Origin of the sequence: Halospeciosus flavus (genome assembly GCF_029814175.1) — an archaeon.
Lineage (GTDB): Archaea > Halobacteriota > Halobacteria > Halobacteriales > Halobacteriaceae > Halospeciosus > Halospeciosus flavus.
Genome location: NZ_CP122312.1, coordinates 344,216 through 363,519 on the forward strand (window position 1 = coordinate 344,216; position 19,304 = coordinate 363,519).

General features: G+C 62.0%; 18 protein-coding genes and 2 pseudogenes. 9 read left to right on the plus strand and 11 right to left on the minus strand.

Features of this window, described 5'->3' with window-relative positions:
- Positions 1 to 12: 12 nt before the first annotated feature.
- On the minus strand, positions 13 to 585 hold the full coding sequence (locus tag P0Y33_RS01675) for a metal-dependent hydrolase (RefSeq protein ID WP_279528844.1): 573 nt from the start codon (positions 583 to 585) through the stop codon (positions 13 to 15).
- Positions 586 to 587: 2 nt separating this feature from the next.
- Positions 588 to 1,559, minus strand: a complete 972-nt coding sequence (locus P0Y33_RS01680) for a DUF1616 domain-containing protein (protein WP_279528845.1) — start codon at positions 1,557 to 1,559, stop codon at positions 588 to 590.
- A 237-nt stretch (positions 1,560 to 1,796) separates the two neighbouring features.
- Here P0Y33_RS01680 and P0Y33_RS01685 point away from each other — a divergent pair, with 237 nt between their 5' ends.
- From P0Y33_RS01685 to P0Y33_RS19065, 3 genes and pseudogenes are all read left to right on the plus strand, one after another.
- On the plus strand, positions 1,797 to 2,480 hold the full coding sequence (locus P0Y33_RS01685; protein ID WP_279528846.1) for a DUF7344 domain-containing protein: 684 nt from the start codon (positions 1,797 to 1,799) through the stop codon (positions 2,478 to 2,480).
- Positions 2,481 to 2,736: 256 nt separating this feature from the next.
- Positions 2,737 to 4,518 carry a glutamine--fructose-6-phosphate transaminase (isomerizing) gene (gene glmS / locus P0Y33_RS01690; RefSeq protein WP_279528847.1) on the plus strand — a complete coding sequence of 594 codons (1,782 nt, stop codon included), beginning with the start codon at positions 2,737 to 2,739 and terminating at the stop codon, positions 4,516 to 4,518.
- A 192-nt stretch (positions 4,519 to 4,710) separates the two neighbouring features.
- A pseudogene (locus tag P0Y33_RS19065) lies at positions 4,711 to 4,782 on the plus strand (hypothetical protein); the annotation flags it as partial.
- A 343-nt stretch (positions 4,783 to 5,125) separates the two neighbouring features.
- On the opposite strand, the gene P0Y33_RS01700 reads toward P0Y33_RS19065, so the two are convergent.
- Together P0Y33_RS01700 and P0Y33_RS01705 are read right to left on the minus strand one after the other, a co-directional pair.
- Complete coding sequence (locus tag P0Y33_RS01700) at positions 5,126 to 5,554, minus strand: hypothetical protein (RefSeq protein WP_279528849.1); 429 nt, start codon at positions 5,552 to 5,554, stop codon at positions 5,126 to 5,128.
- On the minus strand, positions 5,449 to 6,093 hold the full coding sequence (locus P0Y33_RS01705; RefSeq protein WP_279528850.1) for a glycosyltransferase family 2 protein: 645 nt from the start codon (positions 6,091 to 6,093) through the stop codon (positions 5,449 to 5,451). Before P0Y33_RS01705 ends, P0Y33_RS01700 begins: the two co-directional genes overlap by 106 nt.
- Positions 6,094 to 6,213: 120 nt before the next feature.
- On the opposite strand from P0Y33_RS01705, the gene wecB reads away from it, so the two are divergent.
- The 4 genes from wecB (at position 6,214) to P0Y33_RS01725 (ending at position 10,715) form a co-directional block, all read left to right on the plus strand.
- Positions 6,214 to 7,314, plus strand: coding sequence for a non-hydrolyzing UDP-N-acetylglucosamine 2-epimerase (gene wecB / locus P0Y33_RS01710; RefSeq protein WP_279528851.1), 1,101 nt, complete (start codon positions 6,214 to 6,216; stop codon positions 7,312 to 7,314).
- Positions 7,311 to 8,597 carry a glycosyltransferase family 4 protein gene (locus tag P0Y33_RS01715; protein ID WP_279528852.1) on the plus strand — a complete coding sequence of 429 codons (1,287 nt, stop codon included), beginning with the start codon at positions 7,311 to 7,313 and terminating at the stop codon, positions 8,595 to 8,597. The genes wecB and P0Y33_RS01715 overlap by 4 nt, the downstream gene beginning before the upstream one ends.
- A gap of 289 nt (positions 8,598 to 8,886) precedes the next feature.
- On the plus strand, positions 8,887 to 9,828 hold the full coding sequence (locus P0Y33_RS01720; protein ID WP_279530067.1) for an FAD-binding oxidoreductase: 942 nt from the start codon (positions 8,887 to 8,889) through the stop codon (positions 9,826 to 9,828).
- A gap of 320 nt (positions 9,829 to 10,148) precedes the next feature.
- Positions 10,149 to 10,715 carry a hypothetical protein gene (locus P0Y33_RS01725; RefSeq protein WP_279528853.1) on the plus strand — a complete coding sequence of 189 codons (567 nt, stop codon included), beginning with the start codon at positions 10,149 to 10,151 and terminating at the stop codon, positions 10,713 to 10,715.
- 111 nt (positions 10,716 to 10,826) lie between these two features.
- Here P0Y33_RS01725 and P0Y33_RS01730 read toward each other — a convergent pair whose 3' ends face one another.
- Positions 10,827 to 12,080, minus strand: a complete 1,254-nt coding sequence (locus P0Y33_RS01730; RefSeq protein WP_279528854.1) for an inorganic phosphate transporter — start codon at positions 12,078 to 12,080, stop codon at positions 10,827 to 10,829.
- Positions 12,081 to 12,178: 98 nt separating this feature from the next.
- The gene (locus P0Y33_RS01735) at positions 12,179 to 12,799 is read right to left on the minus strand and encodes a hypothetical protein (protein ID WP_279528855.1); all 621 of its coding nucleotides are present in this window, start codon (positions 12,797 to 12,799) and stop codon (positions 12,179 to 12,181) included.
- A 111-nt stretch (positions 12,800 to 12,910) separates the two neighbouring features.
- Between P0Y33_RS01735 and P0Y33_RS01740 the strand changes: the two genes are divergently transcribed.
- On the plus strand, positions 12,911 to 13,879 hold the full coding sequence (locus tag P0Y33_RS01740; RefSeq protein ID WP_279528856.1) for an arsenic resistance protein: 969 nt from the start codon (positions 12,911 to 12,913) through the stop codon (positions 13,877 to 13,879).
- Between the two features lie 140 nt (positions 13,880 to 14,019).
- Here the strand turns inward: P0Y33_RS01740 and P0Y33_RS01745 are convergent, their stop codons facing one another.
- From P0Y33_RS01745 to P0Y33_RS01755, 3 genes are all read right to left on the minus strand, one after another.
- On the minus strand, positions 14,020 to 14,427 hold the full coding sequence (locus tag P0Y33_RS01745) for a CopG family ribbon-helix-helix protein (protein WP_279528857.1): 408 nt from the start codon (positions 14,425 to 14,427) through the stop codon (positions 14,020 to 14,022).
- A 142-nt stretch (positions 14,428 to 14,569) separates the two neighbouring features.
- Positions 14,570 to 15,151 carry an IS630 family transposase gene (locus P0Y33_RS01750; protein WP_279530068.1) on the minus strand — a complete coding sequence of 194 codons (582 nt, stop codon included), beginning with the start codon at positions 15,149 to 15,151 and terminating at the stop codon, positions 14,570 to 14,572.
- Positions 15,043 to 15,564, minus strand: coding sequence for a winged helix-turn-helix domain-containing protein (locus tag P0Y33_RS01755; protein ID WP_279528858.1), 522 nt, complete (start codon positions 15,562 to 15,564; stop codon positions 15,043 to 15,045). Before P0Y33_RS01755 ends, P0Y33_RS01750 begins: the two co-directional genes overlap by 109 nt.
- A 20-nt stretch (positions 15,565 to 15,584) precedes the next feature.
- Here P0Y33_RS01755 and P0Y33_RS01760 point away from each other — a divergent pair, with 20 nt between their 5' ends.
- Entirely contained in the window at positions 15,585 to 16,421 is an 837-nt protein-coding gene (locus tag P0Y33_RS01760; RefSeq protein WP_279528859.1) for a sulfite exporter TauE/SafE family protein, read from the plus strand.
- 144 nt (positions 16,422 to 16,565) lie between these two features.
- Here P0Y33_RS01760 and P0Y33_RS01765 read toward each other — a convergent pair.
- Together P0Y33_RS01765 and P0Y33_RS01770 are read right to left on the minus strand one after the other, a co-directional pair.
- Positions 16,566 to 17,737: pseudogene (locus P0Y33_RS01765) on the minus strand (ISH3 family transposase).
- 481 nt (positions 17,738 to 18,218) lie between these two features.
- Positions 18,219 to 18,959, minus strand: coding sequence for an AN1-type zinc finger protein (locus P0Y33_RS01770; RefSeq protein ID WP_279528860.1), 741 nt, complete (start codon positions 18,957 to 18,959; stop codon positions 18,219 to 18,221).
- Positions 18,960 to 19,304: the final 345 nt, after the last annotated feature.

Below are 19,304 nucleotides of genomic sequence, written 5' to 3' on the forward strand. Positions count from 1 at the left end.
GCCCCCGGACCGTCACTCCGTGCGCCGTCGGACGAACCGCTGGACGGCGTCGAGGGGTGGCGCGCCGTCGGCGACCCAGAGGACCGTCGCCGTCCCGAGCAGGAAGAGTTCGAAGACGAGGTACTCGACCGCCTCCGGCGTCCCGAGGAACTGGAGGTAGGCGAGGAAGTAGTGTGCGACGGTCCCCGCGAATCCACCGCTTCCCTCGCCGGAGCCGACGACGAACGGCCAGAGGAAAGCCCGGATAGAGAACCCCCCGTCAGTGAGCGGCCCGTACAGCGCGTCCGACGGCAGGTGGAGGAGGTAGCTCACGGCGAACGCGGCGCCCACGGACCGCCGATCTCGCCGAGCGGCGACGAACCAGACCGCGACCGCGAGCGGGACGGCGACGAAGACCGAGTGCGCGACGGACGTCCCGCTCGGGAGGACGTCGAACGCCCACGCGAGTGGTTTGTCGACGAGGTCCGGGAAGGCCGCGCCGACCCCGACGGCGACGGCGTCGAGCGCGCCGACGCGCCGACCGTGCCACCGGAAGAGTATCGAGACGGCGACGTATCCGACGGCGAGGTGTTCCCACGGCCACATGGTTAGCCCCGACTGACACGTGCCGGGCGGGTAGTCGTGGCGGTCGTGTTCGAGGCGTTCGTCGGCGTGTTCACCCAGAGCGTGAGTGTTCGATAGTCTTCGTCCATCGAGGGGTCGTCCGGAATCGACCCACGGTAGAGCGAGAAGACGAGTCGGACGCGCTCGCCGTCGAGCGGGCACGTCGGCGGGTCGGTGATACGGAGCGACCCGCCCGCCTCGACGCGCTCGGTGAGCCGCGAGAGTTCGACCGCCTCCTCGACCGACCCGCCTGACCCGACGCGTTGACAGGAGTAGACGACGCCGTAGTCGACGGCGCGCCCCTCGTGGTTCACGAGGCGGTAGACGAGTGGGTCGACGTCGCCCGCGTTCCGGTCGGTCGGGTAGTTGCCGGCGACGAGGGCGCCAGACTCGTTCTCCGTGAAGAGGGCCGTCTCTGTGTAGGTGGTACCGTCGTACGGTGCGACGACCCCGATCAGGAGCGCCGTCGTCGCGAGGACGGCTGTGGCGACGACCGCGATACGGAGACCGGTGTCGAGGGGTGTCTCACCGGAGACCCACCGTTCGACCCTGTCGGCGTCGAGCGAGTCGAACTGTCCGTCGCCGCTTGTGTCGCTGTCGGCGTCGGCATCCACCTGACGACGGCGAGAGACGCCGATGCCGAGGAGACAGAGCGTGAGGCCCGTGATGGCGACGAGGAACGGAAGTCGGTCGAGGGGCACGCCGAGTGCGGCGAGTCCCAGTCCGACCAGTGGGACGAGCACGAGGCTGAATCCGAGCGCGGACGCCGCCCGTCGAACCGGTGAGAGACCGACCGGGAAGAGCGCCGTCGTCAGCGCGTAGCCCGGGAGGAGACCGACGAGCGCGAGCGCGAACGCGAGGCGGAGGGCCGACCCTGCCGGGAGAACTGTCGTCCCCGCGGCGAGCGTGGCCGTCGCGACACCGGCTGCGACGGCGCGGCGCGACGGCTCAGCCATCTTCGACCACACGTGCCGACGAGTATCGCACGTCTGACTCTCTGCGGCGTTCGGCTTTCGTTATAGAGTCTGTAACGGCCGTCGTTCGTACGAGGTGCGAGTGAGTTTCGTTCGGCGTGACTCGTGAAAGGCTTCATACACGATCCGGTCGAGCGTTTACGCGGCCAGGGGGCACCAGGGAGACACCGTTCCGTCCGAGACGGTGTCGGACAGCCAGCACCGTCCCCGGCACAGACCATGAGCAAGAGCGACTCCCCCCGAGAAGACGCACAGACAGCCGTGAGTACCGACACGGACTCGAACACCGCCGAGTCATACACGCTCTCGAAAGACGAGATGTTCGAGTTGCTGAAGAACCGACGGCGCCGCGACGCGCTGCGCTACCTCCTGGAGGCCGACGGCGAGTCGACGCTGAGTGACCTCGCCGAGCGCATCGCCGCCAAGGAGAACGACATCGAGATCCGCGAACTCTCCTCGGCCCAGCGCAAGCGCGTGTACATCGGTCTCTACCAGTGTCACCTCCCGAAACTCGCCGACGCCGGCGTCGTCGACTTCGAGAAACACCGCGGCGACGTCGAACGCCTCGACGCCGCGGACCAGCTCGACCCGTACCTCGACGTGCCGACCAGCGAGGACACCAGCGAGACTGACGCGGCCGACACGGCAGGCGACACAGACCCCGGGGCCGACGCCGAGCACGACGAGCGGTCCCCCCGCGACGCCGAGTCCGGACCCGCGCCCGCGTCGCTCCCGAGTTCGTTCGACCACCGCGACGACAAGTCGACTCACCGACTCCTCGCGAGCGTGACCGGTCTCGCGGCGCTCGCTGGACTCGTCGGCGTCCCAGGTCTCCGCCGCGTGCCCGAGACCGTCTGGGCGCTCCTCGGAGCGGCCGTCGGCTTCGTCGCATCCCGCGAGTAGTCCACTTCGCGTCCGTACCGAGCCCTCCTTCCTGGCAGTCTGTGCGTACTTCGATATCCGCCGACAGCGACTGCTCGACGGCGAGACGGTGAGATTCGCCTTACTATCTCTATAACAAAGGGTCGAACGCCCGCCACGTCGAACGTGATTACTCTGCACACGAGGGGCGCGTCGCGTGACGGGTGCACGCGTACGGTCGACCCGTGGGAGGTCGGTGGCTGATGTGTGGCATCGCCGCCTGCGTCGGCCGCGAGGGGTGTCTCGACACGCTGCTGGGGAGCCTGCGGCGACTGGAGTACCGGGGTACGACTCCGCGGGCGTCGCCGTCGCCGACGACGGGGACGTCTCGGTCGCCAAACGGGCCGGCGAGGTCTCGACGCTCTGCGAGTCGGTCCAGCAGGACGAACTCGACGGGTCGTCGGGTATCGCCCACACCCGGTGGAGCACCCACGGCCCGCCGACGGACGAGAACGCCCACCCGCACACCGACTGCACGGGTAACGTCGCAGTCGTCCACAACGGCGTCCTCGACAACTACGCCGACCTCCGGGCGGAACTCCGGGAGGCGGGCCACCGCTTCGAGAGCGAGACGGACACGGAGGTCATTCCGCACCTCGTCGAGGAGGCACTCGCGGCGGGCGCGACACCCGAAGACGCGTTCCGTACCGCCGTCGACCGCCTCTCGGGGAGTTACGCGGTCGCGGGCATCGTCGGGTCCGACGACACGGTGTACGCCGCTCGCGACGGGTCACCGCTCGTCGTCGGACTCGGGTCGGATCGGAGTTTCCTCGCGAGCGATATCCCGGCGTTCCTCCCGCACACCGACCCCGTCCTGTACGTCCACGACGGCGAGTTCGCCCGATTGACACCGACGGACGTGACGCTGACCGACGCCGACGGCGAACCGGTCGAACGCGCCCCCGAGACCGTCGAGTGGGACCCCGAGGGAGCAGCCAAAGGCGGGTACGACCACTTCATGCGGAAAGAGATCGAAGAACAACCGACCGCACTCCGACAGGCGATCCGTGGTCGGGTCGGGACCGACGACCGACGGACGCCGGCCGACCTGGAGTCGCTCCCACGTGACTCACTCGCCGGCGTCGAGCGTGTCCACTTCGTCGGGATGGGGACGTCCTACCACGCCGCGATGTACGGCGCCAGCGTCGTCGACTGGGGGATTCCGGCACAGGCCTACCTCTCCGGAGAGTACGCCGACCGGACGCCCGAACCGGACGAGGGGACGCTCGTGGTCGCCGTCACGCAGAGCGGCGAGACGGCCGACACGCTGAGGCGGTCCGACGAGCGAACGAACACGGTGCCCGGACGCTCGCGGTCACGAACGTCGTCGGTTCGACCGCGACCCGCGACTGCGACGACAGCCTCTTCATTCGGGCCGGCCCGGAGGTCGGCGTCGCCGCGACGAAGACCTTCTCCGCCCAGATCGCGACACTTGCACTCCTCCGCGAGCGCCTCCACACCGACACGGTTGGGGCCCACAGCGACGACATCGACGAACGACTCACCGCGCTCGAACGCCTCCCCGCTGGTCGAGCAGACCATCGAAGACTCCCCCGTCCGATCGATTGCCCGCGAGTTCGACGACAGCGACGCCTACTTCTTCATCGGCCGGGGAACCGGCCGGTCCGTCGCACTCGAAGGAGCACTGAAGTTCAAGGAGATTACCTACGAGCACGCCGAAGGGTTCGCCGCTTCGGAGTTGAAACACGGTCCGCTCGCCCTCGTCACCACGGAGACACCCGTATTCGCGGTGTTCACCGGCTACGACGACGAGGCGCTCCTGACGAGCGTCGAGGAGGTCAGCGCCCGTGGTGCCCCAGTTGTCGGCATCGGCGCCGACCCGACCGGTGCGCTCGCCGAGCGTGTCGACCACCTCCTCGAACTCCCCGACACCCACCCCGACGTGGCCGGCGTCCTCGCCAACGTCCAACTCCAATTGTTCGCCTACCACGCCGCCGACCGCATCGGCCGCCCCATCGACAAGCCGCGCAACCTCGCGAAGTGCGTCACCGTCGAGTGACGCCGACACGAAATTATATCTCCTGTATGTATAGGGAATTTATAGAATAGATTTTTAATCTATCTCGTAGACTATCTCGAATATGCCTTCGCAACCCGGTCGGGCCGGGGGCGCCGAGACGTCGACGGAGGCAGACTCCCCGACCCCACCGAGATACTGGACGCGCTCGGTGACGAGACCTGTCGGCAGATTCTGCGGTCGGCGGACGCGGAGAGCACGACGGTCGCCGAGTTGGCGGCCGAGTGCGGTGTCTCCGAGTCGACCGTCTACCGGCGCCTCTCCGAACTCGGCGAGTTGGGACTGGTCGAACCGACCAACTGGCCGGTCGCCGACGAGTGCAACGAGTACCGAACGACCCTCGACACCGCACTGGTCTCGCTCGACGACGGCGAGTTCAGCCTCTCGCTCGGCGACCGGGTGGACCAATCGACCGACGACGACCCGAACGACCAGGTGGACCCCGAGGACGTCCTCCGGACGCTCGAGTCACTGGTCGAAGTCGAACACGCGACGTTCGACCGCGAGACACGTCAGGTCGAACTCGACCTCACGGTGTCCGACGACCTGTTCGACCTCCTGTTGCACCGTGAGCTCTCTGACGTGTCCGTCAGCCGTCGAGTTCACCGCCCGCGATGTGGCGCTCGTCGGACGTGTCGAGTCGGCTGCGGACGTCCGCGACGAGTCGGCGGGTGTGGGCTGCGGCGGTGAACGCCACCGGCCCGCCGACGGCCAGCCCGAACGTGAGCGCGTTCTGTGGAGTCGGATGCCGTCGGAGCGCCTCACTACCGGCGCGGACGGCCTCGCGCCACGCACCGCGGTCGAGTGCGACGAACGCGCGGTTTCGTGCCCAGTTCCCCCGGAACTCGCGTTCGACGGCGGGGTGGGCGCGAATCTCGTCGCCGTGTTTCTCCCACATCAGGCGGTTCACCGTCACCTGTTCGGGTTCGGCCGAGACGTTGTCGCCGTGTCTGGTCCGCTCGACCAGCGGTTCGTCGACGTAGTCGAAGGCGTACTCTCGGGCGAGCCGGACGCACATCTCCCAGTCGACCCCCGCGGAAAGTCCGTGTCGAAGCCGTCGACGGCCTCGAACGCCTCGCGGCGGAGCATGTGACCGGAGTGGGGGTGGAGGTCGAAGCCGGCGAGGATATCGGGATAGATGTCGCCTCGCCGAGTCGGGGTGTAGCGACGCGCCACGCGCCCGTCGGCCGTGATGATACCGGCCGTGTAGACGACGCCGTACTCGTCGGAGCGTTCGCGCATCCGTTCAACCTGCCGTTCGACTTTCTCCGGGTGCCACCGGTCGTCGTCGCCGAGGATGCAGTAGAACTCCCCGTCGGCGAGGTCGGCCGCACGGTTGAAACTGTACGCGATGCCGCGGTTCTCGTCGTTGGAGTGGACCCGTACCCGGTCGTCGTCGGCGTAGCGGGCGAGCGCGTCACGCGTCCCGTCGGTCGAGCCGTCGTCGACGACGACTGCCTCGACGTCGTCGTACGTCTGGTTCAGGACCGTCTCGACGGCCCCTGTGACGAACTCCGCGCGGTTGTACGTCGGAATCAGTGCGCTCACCAGCGCCATGGCATCGTCGTCGGCTAGTCCCCCGACGCCGATAGTAACCGACGGGCTAACCGCGACTGCCCGAGCGACCGCCGGTAAGGCGGCGCATACTAAACCCCACTGTGGCCGAATCGCCGACAGATGACCACCGCGGCCGCCGAAGTCCTGTTCGTGCTCGGCACCCGTCCGGAGATCGTCAAGACGGCACCCGTCCTCCGCGCCGTCGCGGACGAACCCGAGTTGACGCCCGCCGTCGTCCACACCGGCCAGCACTACGACGACGAGTTGAGCGGCGACTTCTTCCGGACGCTCGGTCTCCCCGAACCCGACGAACACCTCTCGGTCGGCAGCGCGAGCCACGCCGTCCAGACCGCCGACGCCCTCGCCGACGTCGAGGAAGTCGTGCGGCGTCGCGAGCCCGCGGCCGTCCTCGCGCAGGGCGACACGAACGCCGTCCTCTCGGCCGCCGTCGCGACGAGTAAACTCGATCCCGTCTTCGGCCACGTCGAGGCGGGTCTCCGCAGCGACGACCGCTCGATGCCCGAAGAGGTGAACCGAGTGCTCGCCGACCGCGTCGCGGACTTCGCGTTCGCCCCCACGGCGGACGCCGCCGCCAACCTCGACGCCGAGGGCCTCGACGAACGGGTGTACGTCACCGGCAACACGGTCGTCGACGCCTGCCTGGAACACCGGCCTATCGCCGCCCGCGAGTCGGACGCACTCGACCGCTTCGACCTCCGTGAAGGCGAGTACGCCGTCGCCACCGTCCACCGACCCCGGAACACCGACGACCCGGACCGACTCCGCGACATCCTGGAGGCCCTCGACACACGGGCGTTCCCCGTCGTCTTCCCGGTTCACCCGCGGACGGCCGACGCCGTCGAGGCGTTCGAGTTCGAGCCGTCGGGGTCGTTGATCCTCACGGATCCACTCGACTACCTCGACTTCCTCGACCTGCTGGCCACCGCCCGCGTGGTCGCGACCGACTCCGGCGGCGTCCAGGAAGAGGCCTCTATCCTCTCGACGCCGTGTCTCACCGTCCGGCCGAACACCGAGCGTCCCGAGACCGTCGCGGCCGGCGTGAACGAACTCGTCGAACCGGGGGAACTCGCCGAGCATCTCGACACCGTCTACGGCGACGACGAGCGCCACGACGCGATGTGTGGCGCGACCGACCTCTACGGCGACGGTGACGCCGGCGAGCGCATCGCCGAGATACTGGCCACCGAAGTCGACACATGACTGGGTCCGAGTCGGTGTCCGAGTCCGAGTCCGGGGAAACCGACACTCACCGAATCTGTATGGTCCTCCCGGACCCGTTCCCGCGGGACGTCCGTGTCGAGAAGGAGATCCGTGCACTCCGCGAGACAGGCCACGAGGTCGTGGTCGTCTGTCGCGGAAGCGGTGACGGGGATGGGGGCGAACCGACGCGCGAACGCGTCGACGTCGCGGACGGGATTCCCGTCGTCCGCGTCCAACGTGACGGGCCACGTGCACGGGTGGCCAACGTCGCGAGCGCCGCAGTCGACACGGCCGTCGGTGTCCATCCTCGGTGGCTCCTCGCCGTCGACCGCGTCGTCGACGACTTCGACGCGAGCGTACTCCACGTCCACGACCTGCCGTTGCTCCGGACGGGACTCGTCGTGGGCCACCGGCGCGACCTCCCGGTGGTCGCGGACCTCCACGAGAACTACCCGGAATCGGTGCGACAGTGGCGTCGCGAGGGACCCGGCGTCCGGGAGAACCCCCTCACCGCCGCCAAGCGGGCACTCCTCCCGGTCTCGCGGTTGAAGCGCCGCGAGCGCCGCGTCGTCCCGGAGGCCGACCGCGTCGTGACCGTCGTCGAGGAAGCCCGCGAGCACTACTGCCGGGACTGCGGCGTCCCGCCGCTCCGGACGCAAGTCGTCGGGAACACGGTCGACCAGGAGGTGTTCGACCCCGAGTCTGTCGAACCCGCCTCTGTCGACGGTCTCGACGACGACCGGTTTACCGCCGCCTACGTCGGTGGCTTCGGTCCACACCGCGGGCTAGAGACGGCGATACGGGCGCTCGCAGCGACCGGCGACAGTGTCGAACTTCTCCTCGTCGGCGACGGACCGAAGATGGCCGACCTCCGGGACCTCGCGACCGACCTCGGCGTTGCGTCGCGCGTGACGTTCACTGGATGGGTCGACCTCGACGACGTCCCGCACTACGTCGCCGCCGCCGACGCCGGACTCGTCCCGCACGCCGCGACGCCCCACACCGAGACGACGATCCCACACAAACTCTTCCAGTACATGTCGATGGGTCGGCCGGTCGTCGTCTCCGCTCTCGCCCCACTCGAACGAGTCGTCGACGGGGCAGACGCGGGCCGCGTCGTCCCGCCGGGTGACGCGAGTGCCCTCGCCGGCGTGCTCGCCGAATTCGCCGAGAACCGAGCGCTCGCGACGCGGTTCGGCCGGAACGGACGCGCGGCGGTCGAGGAGACGTACCACTGGGGACGCGATGCCGAACGGTTGCGCGACGTGTACCGCGACCTGTGAACAACTCCGACAGGCGAGTTTCCGGCCCACCGAAGTCGGGTGTGAAGCCCGACGCTCGGTCTAGTGGACCGTCATCTCGAAATCCCGTCTGATACTGACTCCAACACTGTTCCAGTCGTTCACACCTCGTACTCGACCTTCTAGGGCCCATCCTCACGGATACCAAACCTTGAGGTACTTCTCGACCGTTTGAGAGGACGTGACTATTCGGGAGCACAAATCCCAACACGACCACGCTAAGTCACTGCCGTTGGTTTCGAAGTCGGCGAAGGTGACGGCCGTCGAGGCGATGGATCGTGACCGGCGGGTGGAAATCCGGGCACGGCTCCGGAAGCTTGGAGCAAAGTATGGATTCAAAGACGTCGTCGCGAAAGAAGGTCCGATCGATTGGGAACGCGTCTTCGAGGAGGCATCGCAAGCCAGTCGGCGGTTAGCGCCACAGATTGGGGCCTTTCACGACCGTTTCGAGAGAGCACGTCCGGCGTTAGTCCGGATCGAGTTCGAGACCGACGAACCGATCGAGTTCGCTGCTGGACAGTACCTCTCGATCCGATTTGGCGACCGAACGCGTGCGTATTCCGTCGCCAGTTCGCCCAACCGAGATCACACAGAACTCTGTATCCGTCGCGTCCCCGATGGGCGACTCTCCCCACGGCTCTGTGAGGAACTCTCAGTCGGCGACGAACTCGCAGTTCGGGGTCCACACGGCAATCTGCTACTCGAAGGCCCGTCGAAACGCGACATGGTCTTTCTCGCGACCGGCACTGGAGTCGCGCCGATGAAGAGTATGATCGACTACACCTTCGAGGAGGGTCGGGATACGTTCCGAGGTGAAGAACGCGACGTCTGGCTCTTCCTCGGTGCTGCGTGGGAAGACGATCTTCCCTATCACGATGCGTTTCGAGCACTGTCGGCAGAACACGATAACTTCCACTATATCTCGTGTCTGTCTCGAGAACCGTGGCTCTCTGAGTGGGGTGGTGAAACGGAGTATATCCAGGACGCGATGGTGAAGTACGTCGACGAACGAGCGCTTCAGGATGCAGCGTTCGGCGGCCACATGGCCGAGATGCTCGCCGATCGTCCTGAAACAGATACCTCCGCGCGTATCGATCCTCACGTGGCCGAAGTGTACGCCTGTGGGATCAACGCGATGGTGTACGGTCTCGAGACAGCGGCACGACGACTCGGAATCCCGAAGGATAGCATCCACTGTGAAGGCTACGGGTGACCGCTCCCACGACTGCAATCGTGAGATTTCTCCTTGAATCTCTGTAGTACTCGAGAATTGAGTAGGTCAAGTCGCTCCGATCGTCGTGCTCGTGGGAGATACGAGAGACCGAAGAAAACTCGCGGGGTTAGCCATGGGGCGCTCAACCAAATCTAGTGGATGTGTCCGATGAGAAATCTCTTTGAAACCGATGACGAAGACCATCTTAATGGTGAAGTCAAACCAGTCGTGCAACAGTGCTCTCGTCACCGTTTCCAAACGCGGGGCTGGAGTCAACGTAAAAGTCGTTCGGCCATCTGAACCCGTTAGTGGAGTGATGTATGAATAGTTCCACGGAGGAGTCTCCAAGAACAGCCTCACTTGTTCGAACACTCTGTAATGCCGAAGGCCGTGACGTAGTCCTACGGTTTGGAGATACTATCAGCGTCCCGACAGCGAAGTATGATGGACACTCGTATCAAAGCGATACTCTTCCGAAGGCAACGCTGAACGCGACGATACAGCACGCTGCGGTCGAACAAATCGAGGGAGTACTTATGTGCTCTGCAGCAATCGAGATGGGTGAACTCGAGCGTGTCGGAATCGACCCGGCAGTCGTGTATACAGAACCAATGGACGATCGACCGGAACGCTGTATCGTGCATATTCGGGCGTCGAGAAAGTGGGTTGATGAAGAGCCTAAAATGTCGAAGGAAGAAATTGAGCAGGCGATTGACGAAGGTCGTGCAGAAGAGGTCCTTCCACCGTGGGATGGTCTTCCGACAGTCGTAGTCGACGTCGAGAGGACCGAAGAGTGTCTTAAACGCGCGTATGAGTCGGATTTTTATGCTCAGTATAGTCCTCCAACCCACGATATTGGGACCCTCATCGACGTCCGAATCAAGTGACCGACGCACAGATCTTCTTGACGGTCACCTGCAGCTAACGCTGTGAGATTCCCTGCATGGGTGATAGTGGTAGCAGCGCGGAAACCCACGGCTTCAGCCGTGTGGAGGACGTCAAAGTAGGAGCGCAAAGAGAAGGTACGATCCCACGACCGACAGCGACGGTGTGAGGATCCAGAGGATGACGATTCGACTCGTCGCTGCCGGATCGAACAGGCTCTCGGCAGTCAGTTCCTCGATGTCCTCCTCGCCGATCGGCGGGACTGATGGCGATTCGTCTTGTTGATCTTCGACGCCCGGTCCCTCGCCGGAGGCAAGCTCGCCCACAGTCGGACCTGCTGGCTTGTTCTCTTCCGTCGACGAGGCGGCGAGGGCGCCAGTCGTGAGATTTGGCGCCTGCTCGACATCGGTGGGTGGCGTGGCGAGCTCTGTGAGCGTGACAGCTCGACTCGCTCGCCCCCACCCGAGACCGATAATACAGCAGGTCGTGCTCACTGCAAGGCTCGCCGGAATGCCGTAGTACGAGAGGATGGTGATGATCGTTGCCCCCACTGTAGAGACGATGAGCGCCGCCAGAATGGGGAGATCTGTGATACCGTCACCGACCGTTGCGAGAGTACGCCGGGCGATCGTGAACCCGCCGAGGCTGATGGCCGCGACCGCGAGGAGCACGCCTTGGTCGACGGTGACTGCACCGTTGCCGACGAGCGGGGCAACCGCGTTCGCGGCGTTCGAGGCTCCCGCACTGAAGCCCATGTAGCAGGCGATTCCTAGCACCAGCGCCGATCCAACGAGGTCACGCCGAGATGCGTTCGTGTTGAATCGGACGCGGGGAATCCGGCCCGAGCGGTCGATCTGTAGCAGCTGTCGTTCCAAGCGCGTGAACGATAGGCGAGCTTCGAGTTGTGGGTAGATGTACCGTCCGATGACTGCGCCGATACCGAGTCCAATGAGCGGGGCAACAATCCACGCGGACACGATTGTGAACATCAGTGCCTCGTTGAGCGAGCCCGTCGCGAGTCCGAGGCCAACGATCGCCCCCACGGCGGTCATCGACGTCGAGGCGGGGACGCCATAGAGGTTCGAGATTAGCAGTGAGAGGCCAGTGAAAAACAGGACGCCGACACCAGCCACTGGGGTGAACTGTGCGGCTGGTACGATCCCTTCGCTCATCGTCACGATGACGTTGCGGCCGACCGTCCACGCCCCGAGGAAGGCGAACACGCTGAAGAGCGTTGCTGCGGTTGCCTTTCTGACGAGTCGGCTCCCGACGGCCGGACCAAACGCGACACCTGTCGACGAGCCGCCGATGTTGAATCCGACGAACGCGGCGACGAGTAGCCCAACGATGACGAGCAGTGAAACCATGAAGGCTGTTCCGACACACTGTCCCAGAACGGATATAACGACCTGGTTGGACAAGTCACGGGTGGAAAACCTACGGCCTTAGCCGGGTTGCTTAATCGTCATCCATCGCCTCTCGGTGGGAGTTCGTAGTCGATATCGGCGTTCTTGACGGCGCGCCGGAGCTGAGGGTCCTGGTGAGTGTGGTGAGCAAATCCGTTTCCGTTCACCGAGTCGACTGGCAGCGGGGCGATTTTCGTGCCGAGACCGGAGTCAAGGTAGAAACCGATACGTTTCTTGACCGCTGCACTGTCCAGGAACGTCGTTTCGGCAGTCTCCGCGTAGAGTTCGAGGTTGTCGAAGACGTGTTTGACACATCTCGTTGTAGGTGCAAACACGAGACAGAACGAGACTGGATGCCGATCTGGGTTCCGGAAATCTTGGTGGTAGAAGGAGTGACCGTCGTCCTCGTAGAAGTACTTGACCATCCGCTGAAACTGTCGGAGGATCTCGTTGGCTCCAGTCACGGCGTCGAGAGTCGCATCGGACGTCATCTCGAAGATGTAGTCGTCCGGGTCACCACCATCGCTGTGCGTCTGGTCGACGTAGATATCGACCACGCCGCGTTCGCCGTAGTGGTTGTACGGCTCTTCGACAGAAATGTCGAAACTGACGATATCGTCGTCTTCCTCGTACTCGCGATAGCTCGTGACGATTTCCGTCATGATCTCGTCCTTGTCCATCTGGGTCTCTTGACCTGTCGGCGGCACGGACGTGAACGTTTGGGTAGCGTAAACAGTTGGACTCTCGATATCGCAAAGACGGTATATCCTCATCCCTGGATTAGTACACGAATGGACGCAAAGAGGTGGCTCCACCAGCACCAAGCTGCGGTCTACGCGGTCTCGGTCGTGCTGGCGATAGGTGTCGGCATCGGTCTCCCTGAGTCGGCCACCTTCATCGAGGGGCTTATCGATCCCGTGCTCGCGGTTCTGTTGTACGTAACGTTTCTCGAAATTCCGTTCGTTCGGCTCCGCCATGCGTTTCGGAACGGACGGTTTATCGCGGCAGCACTTGGAGTGAATTTCCTCGTCGTCCCTATCGTCGTCTGGGGCCTCACCCGATTTCTCCCGCCTGATCCGGTCATCCTCGTCGGCGTGCTCATGGTACTCCTGACGCCGTGTATCGACTACGTCATCACCTTCACTGCACTCGCGGGTGGTAACTCCGAGCAAATCACCGCGACGACGCCGGCCCTGATGCTGGTACAGCTTCTGTTGCTCCCAGTATACCTCTGGCTGTTCGTGGGAACCGAGGTCGCAGAGGTCATCGAAGCAGGCCCGTTCATCGAGGCGTTTCTGCTACTCATCGCACTCCCGCTGACGCTCGCGTGGCTCACCGAGGCGTGGGCGGAGCGGTCTCCGAGCGGCGAATCGTGGCAGGAGACGATGGGGTGGTTGCCAGTGCCGATGATGGGCGTCACGCTGTTCGTCGTTATCGCCTCGCAACTCCCTCGAGTTCAGGATTCAATCGGGCAGATTGCGGTCGTGGTTCCGGTGTACGTCGCGTTTCTCGTCGTTATGCCGGTCCTCGGACGGTTGGCGGCTGGAGTGTTCGGGATGGACGTTGGTGAGAGTCGCGCACTCGTATTCACGTCTGTCACTCGAAATTCGTTGGTCGTGCTCCCGTTAGCGCTGGCACTTCCGGCGGGCTACGAATTAGCCCCTGCCGTCGTCGTCACACAGACACTCGTCGAACTCTGCGGAATGGTCGTTCTCACTCGGGTCGTTCCGGCGTGGCTCGTTCCGGACCCACCAAGATAGGAGCGACGTTCAGCCAACCGATGGATAACCTTCTCTCGTCTCTGTCGATCCACGCCAGAACCTATTGACCGAGGATTTCGACAGAGGCGTCGACGTCGTTCGCCCGGGATACGGTATGTAGTGCGAGGAGACTGTAGTCCTCACGCCGAGTCGGCCGGTGCAGTATCTCGGAGGAGCATCGTCTTGACGCGACCGACGCCGTCGAAGTCCCGGAGCCGATACACGAGTTCCCGAACCCGCGCCGCATCGCCGTGGCAGAAGACCGTCTCCAGACACCAATCGCCCTGATGGGTGTGGCTCATCGTCTCGATTGCGTCCTGAAACTGGTGCTGGACGGAATGCAGATCGTGAATCACCTCGTGGTGTTGGTAGTCGAAGGCCAGCACGGCGACGACCTCTCCCGAAACCTCCTCGAGTTGTGAATGGCCTTCGATGTATTCCTGCATCGCCTCCCGAATCGCCCGTGATCGAGAGTCCAGACCTTCGGATTGCCACGTCTCGTCGAACTCGTCGAGAATATCCTCAGATACGTTCAGACTCGTTCGCATACTTCCCAGTTGGTCTCCTACTGTCTTGAGTCCTCGATTATTACAGGATGATCGTTTTCGTCTTAACAACCGCTATACTCGATGCTGACCGAAGTCTGTGTGAATGCTCAACGGCGAGGCGCTTCCACTGCTATAGTACCGATTAGAAATAGTTGCTCACTTTTGGGATAGAGAGTTGGTCAAGAGCGGTATCGATCGCGGTTGTAAGCTCGTCAAGTGAGTCAAAGAAGCAGTTGCTCAGAGATGCTTGGAGCTGTCTCCAGCACTCCTCGACAGGGTTTAGCTCCGGTGAGTACGATGGTAACGTCACGAAATCAAGGCCGTCACGGTCCGCGAGGTCCGTGACGGCCGACTGGAAATACGACGCTCCATCGAGGACGATGAGCAAGTCTTTCTCAAATTCTTCGTATAACGCTAAAATGAAATGTTTCGCGTGTTCGGCCGTGACGTACTCGGTAAATCGGGAGAAGAAGCGATCACCGTTTTCGGTGATCGCACCGAGCAAACACGTCCACTCGCGTTGTCCAGAGAGTTCAACGGAGGGCCGCGTGCCGCGCGGAAACCACGCGGCACGCGGCTCAACTTGCACGGATTTCTTGGTTTGATCGATACAGACTACGGTGGCGTCCATTTCCCGCCGCTTTTTTTGAGCTCTTCGTGGAACTCCTCTTGCTCGTCTTCGTCGGCTTCGGCGGCTGTCCGGCGTGGTTTTTGATAGCTCAATCCCGCTTCTTTCAACAGCCGCCGGCAGCTGGGGATTGAGTACTCAACGTCGAAGGTGTCCGCGAGAAATTCTTGGGCGAGCGCCGGCGTCCACGCCGGCGCGTCGATCCCAACCTCCTCGGGAGGATCGTGGACTGCGTCTTCGAACTTTTGTTGCTGTGGTTCTGAGAGTTTCCGCTTTCTCCCAGTTCGTTTATCATCAGTAACGGCGTGCTCAAGCGACTCGTCGGTGTCGAGTCGCTTGAGCCAGTAGATCGTTCGACGACCGGTATCATGCCATTCAGCTAGCTCGGTCTGCGTGACATCGTTTTTGTACGCAATCGCCGCTAACAGCCGTTTTGTCGGCTTCTTCCCGTCCACGTTGTCAAGAGCCTCTTGGAGTTCTTCGACAGAGATCTCGTCAAGGTGGTCCATTACGTACTATCACAGTATCCGTGCGGAAAGTTCTAACGACTACTATAGTCGGCGCGATTGCACTCGGATTCGTGCACGGCATCGAACCTGGACACGGGTGGCCGGTCGCTGCGAGCTATGCGCTCGATCAGTCCAACAAGTGGCTCTACGGGTTCGCCGCGAGCTCTCTCCTCGGTATCGGGCACCTCGTGAGCAGTCTGGCGATGGTCGGCGTGTTCTTTTACGCGAAGTCGTACTTCCAGCTGACCCAACTGAACGAACCGATCTCGATCGGCGGCGTCGCTATCGGCGGCCCGGTGAGTATCGTCGCCGGTGTGTTGCTCATTGGCCTCGGTATTCGAGAGTACACACACGGCCACTCTCACGATCATTCGTACGAGCAGGGACACACTCACGACCATTCGCACGAGCACAATCGTGGCCACTCTCACGCTCAGGACGAGCATCCAGGTGGCCACTTCACGCCCCACGACCACTCGACGTCGTCGACACAAGACTCCGGCTCGCGTGGAGTCCTCGAGCGGGTGAAAGCTCGGCTCAGCGGAGTCGGCGGCCATTCCCATGACCACGATGCTGATCCGGATGCTGACGCCGATCGCGGACTGTTGGGAATCGCTTGGTTCGCGTTCGTACTCGGATTCGCTCACGAAGAGGAGTTCGAAATCATCGGGCTCTGTGCTGGGTCGGCCTACTGTCTGCAACTGATGGCTGCGTATGCACTCACGGTTATCGTCGGAATCGTCGGGTTGACGATGTTGTTGATCGCTGGGTATCAGGAGTACGAAGACACGGTCGAGCAATACACACCGTCGGTACTTCCCAATCGAGGATTCGGAAGTCGAGTTGAGTTGGTGTGAGCCGTTCAATCTCGGAGCAGTAGCTGAGTGAATCGAAGCATCGGTCTGAATTTGAACAGAGACAGTGACAAGAACGGTTGTCAAAGCGGTTTTTGACGAGTGCTGCTGCTGACGACTCGCTGGCCCGAGGCCGCGGGCTGGCCGTCAGCCCGCGGCCGGGCCGTACGTGTCGGGAACGCCGACACCGTTCATTTCGATCTCCCACCGCCGCTCTAACTCCGCTTCCAGCTCGTGGCGAATCCAGTCACAGAACGTCTGGAACGTGAACTGCTCGGGCAGGTCGCGCCCGCCCCGCCGTGGGCGGGCGACGACCGCCCATCGCAGCACGAGCCACAGGTTCTCCAGCAGGAAGCTCACGATCACGAACGCAAACCGGACGATCGGGTCTTGTGTTGTCGTTGTTGCTCGTGCTTGGCGAAACAGCCGGTAACTCGTCTCTATTGCCGACCGTTTCCGATAGCGTCGTTCGACTTGTGTAGGCGTGCGATCTCCGAGATCGCACGCCACGTACCCACGAACGACCTCGCCATGCTTACCTCGGTCACCGTTCTGGTAGGAGACAGAGACCGCGAGCGGGAAGCGCAGTTCCCGCTCGCTTCCTTTGTACATGCGATAGGTCGTCATGTACGAGCAGTGCGTGGCGAGCTTGTCCTTCATCCGCTCACCCTTCTTTTGGACAGGGATCACCGTCGTCGCAGGTCGCGTGCGCGACGAATTACCCGTTCGTTGTAGAAGCCGCGATCAGCGAGCAAGAGATCGATTTCGAAGGGATAGGTGCCGACGCGGTCGAGGACGCGCTCGACCGCGTCGGCTTCCTTCTCGTCGCTGCGGACGTAGGTGAGTGCCAGCGTCACTGGCTTCCCGTTCGAGACGACGTACGCGGTACAGTAGCGGTGACAGGTCGTGGTTCCGTCGGTTGGTGTGGTTTTGCAGAGTTCACCACTGTCCTCGTCCGGAGAGCCGTGATAGGGGTTATCGACGAAGTCAATGGAGACGATTCTCGACCGGTCAGGGTCGAGAATCGTCAGAGCGAGATGGCGAAACAGGAGGTTAGCGGCCATTTCGAGCTGGTGACGCTGGAGCGTATGGAGCCACTCCATGACGGTATCGTCGCAGGGCGTGTCGTCCGTCTGGGACGTGACCTCCCAGACGGACGACTGGTTGACGCTGGCCATAGTGACGACAGGCCAGATATCACCGGAATCGAGGGGCGAGCCCTCGATTCCTTCCATCGGAAGCTGTCCAATCACGTCAGCCGCTACTTCTTTCACATCTGCTGCCGAAAGTACACCGTCCGGTTCGGGTAGTTCTAGCACACTTCTGAACCGGACATCCTCCTCAATCAGAGCGACGCTTCAGCTCGCTGCTCACGTCGGTTGGGAAGTACCGATAATTGCATAGGAACTCACGATTCCGAGCAATAGCAGTAGTAACTTCCGGCCAGCTTTCCGTTTCAGTGAGACACTACTACTCGGCCATGATCGATTCCTTGACGCATATTCGAGTTTCTGGATGAGGAGCATCGCACTCGCTCCTTCGATCCATTTTGCTGAGAACATGAATATCGCGGTGTATACAGTGGTATATCTCATGAAGAAGGCGGGAGATTTGAGGACGTTTGAAACTGCCCAAACAAAGATCAGACCTGCAATACTCAATAGAAGATACTCCTGTGAAGAAAATACGTCAGTAACGAGTCGTCGCTTACTCTGCCGTAATAGGCCGATAGAACATATTAATAGGCCAAGAAATACCGCTGTCGGCCCTAACCAACCAGGGATATAATTGATGATCCAGTTAAGCGCCATTATTTTCTGTTAGTTTCCGTCCAAGTGCCCGTGTGATTTCATCTACCAACATGCTCAACAGAAAGATCGGAGCAGAGAGAACGGCAAAGTTCTGATGTAGACCGGACGGTAGGAATGAAGGAATGAACGTGATACCGAAGAATCTGACTCCGAATACCCCGATTAGCACGATCGGGAGTAATGGAATCCCGATCCACAGTCCAATTATTACGTAACTATTCCGCATCTCGTTTGAGCTGAGACTGAAACTCTTTGAACCTTCGCCCCCTGCTAATAATATTGCTACGAGCGCAATCAGCGGAATGACAGTATACGCCTCATACTGTAAAACAGCAATCAAGTTCAACACCAGATCGGGACTCGACTGATAGATCGAACTTCCGTATACCGACACTTTTGCCCCCGGTGCTGTAGATAATCCACCGGAGGGGACTGAAGGAAATAGCACGGCAAGAAGACGCGCCGTTATTATCGAGAAAATGAATAATAGTATGATATTAATTGATCCATGAATATCAGTGATGGAAGAGAAAACTCCGTCTTCATCATCTGCAAACTCTAGTGACGTACCGTTCTCGTCTCCGTCATCAAAAATACCTAATGTATCTGATTCGGCCGTTGAGCAACTATGATCGTCCGGTAGTCGATGATCAGAACAAAATTCATCTCCACAATGACGACATTGGTATGGCATATCAGTTTGTGCCCGACACTCGCTACATCTTGGCATGGGCAGCACTGTATTTCAAAGTGACAAAAAATTATTGATCCCTTTCAGAGATAGATGTTATTCATCAGTCGGCGTTTTACTATCTTCTTGAGGCGAGAGAATCCGGTCGTTCACGACGGGCGTGAATCGCCGTACGATGGATTCACGTGTTCTGAAGCCGTAGTGGGTGCTGACCGACGCAAAACAAGCTAGATAACTCCGAGTCAGCAGGGCAGAACCGTGACCCCACTGCCGGATAGGAGTAACGGCGGCGTGGCCCCGCCAGCACCCCGTCGGTGTGCAAACATAAGTTCTCACCCCAGCGGGCCTCGGCTCGTGGGAAGCCTCGCCGTTTACGGCGAGGAG

Coding starts and splice junctions, on each gene's coding strand:
- P0Y33_RS01675 (WP_279528844.1), bottom strand. CDS start 585: ATGTGGCCGTGGGAACACCTCGCCGTCGGATACGTCGCCGTCTCGATA.
- P0Y33_RS01685 (WP_279528846.1), top strand. CDS start 1,797: ATGAGCAAGAGCGACTCCCCCCGAGAAGACGCACAGACAGCCGTGAGT.
- P0Y33_RS01720 (WP_279530067.1), top strand. CDS start 8,887: ATGGATCGTGACCGGCGGGTGGAAATCCGGGCACGGCTCCGGAAGCTT.
- P0Y33_RS01715 (WP_279528852.1), top strand. CDS start 7,311: ATGACTGGGTCCGAGTCGGTGTCCGAGTCCGAGTCCGGGGAAACCGAC.
- P0Y33_RS01745 (WP_279528857.1), bottom strand. CDS start 14,427: ATGCGAACGAGTCTGAACGTATCTGAGGATATTCTCGACGAGTTCGAC.
- P0Y33_RS01755 (WP_279528858.1), bottom strand. CDS start 15,564: ATGGACCACCTTGACGAGATCTCTGTCGAAGAACTCCAAGAGGCTCTT.
- wecB (WP_279528851.1), top strand. CDS start 6,214: ATGACCACCGCGGCCGCCGAAGTCCTGTTCGTGCTCGGCACCCGTCCG.
- P0Y33_RS01730 (WP_279528854.1), bottom strand. CDS start 12,080: ATGGTTTCACTGCTCGTCATCGTTGGGCTACTCGTCGCCGCGTTCGTC.
- P0Y33_RS01725 (WP_279528853.1), top strand. CDS start 10,149: ATGAATAGTTCCACGGAGGAGTCTCCAAGAACAGCCTCACTTGTTCGA.
- P0Y33_RS01740 (WP_279528856.1), top strand. CDS start 12,911: ATGGACGCAAAGAGGTGGCTCCACCAGCACCAAGCTGCGGTCTACGCG.
- P0Y33_RS01700 (WP_279528849.1), bottom strand. CDS start 5,554: ATGTGCGTCCGGCTCGCCCGAGAGTACGCCTTCGACTACGTCGACGAA.
- P0Y33_RS01735 (WP_279528855.1), bottom strand. CDS start 12,799: ATGGACAAGGACGAGATCATGACGGAAATCGTCACGAGCTATCGCGAG.
- P0Y33_RS01770 (WP_279528860.1), bottom strand. CDS start 18,959: ATGCCAAGATGTAGCGAGTGTCGGGCACAAACTGATATGCCATACCAA.
- P0Y33_RS01680 (WP_279528845.1), bottom strand. CDS start 1,559: ATGGCTGAGCCGTCGCGCCGCGCCGTCGCAGCCGGTGTCGCGACGGCC.
- P0Y33_RS01705 (WP_279528850.1), bottom strand. CDS start 6,093: ATGGCGCTGGTGAGCGCACTGATTCCGACGTACAACCGCGCGGAGTTC.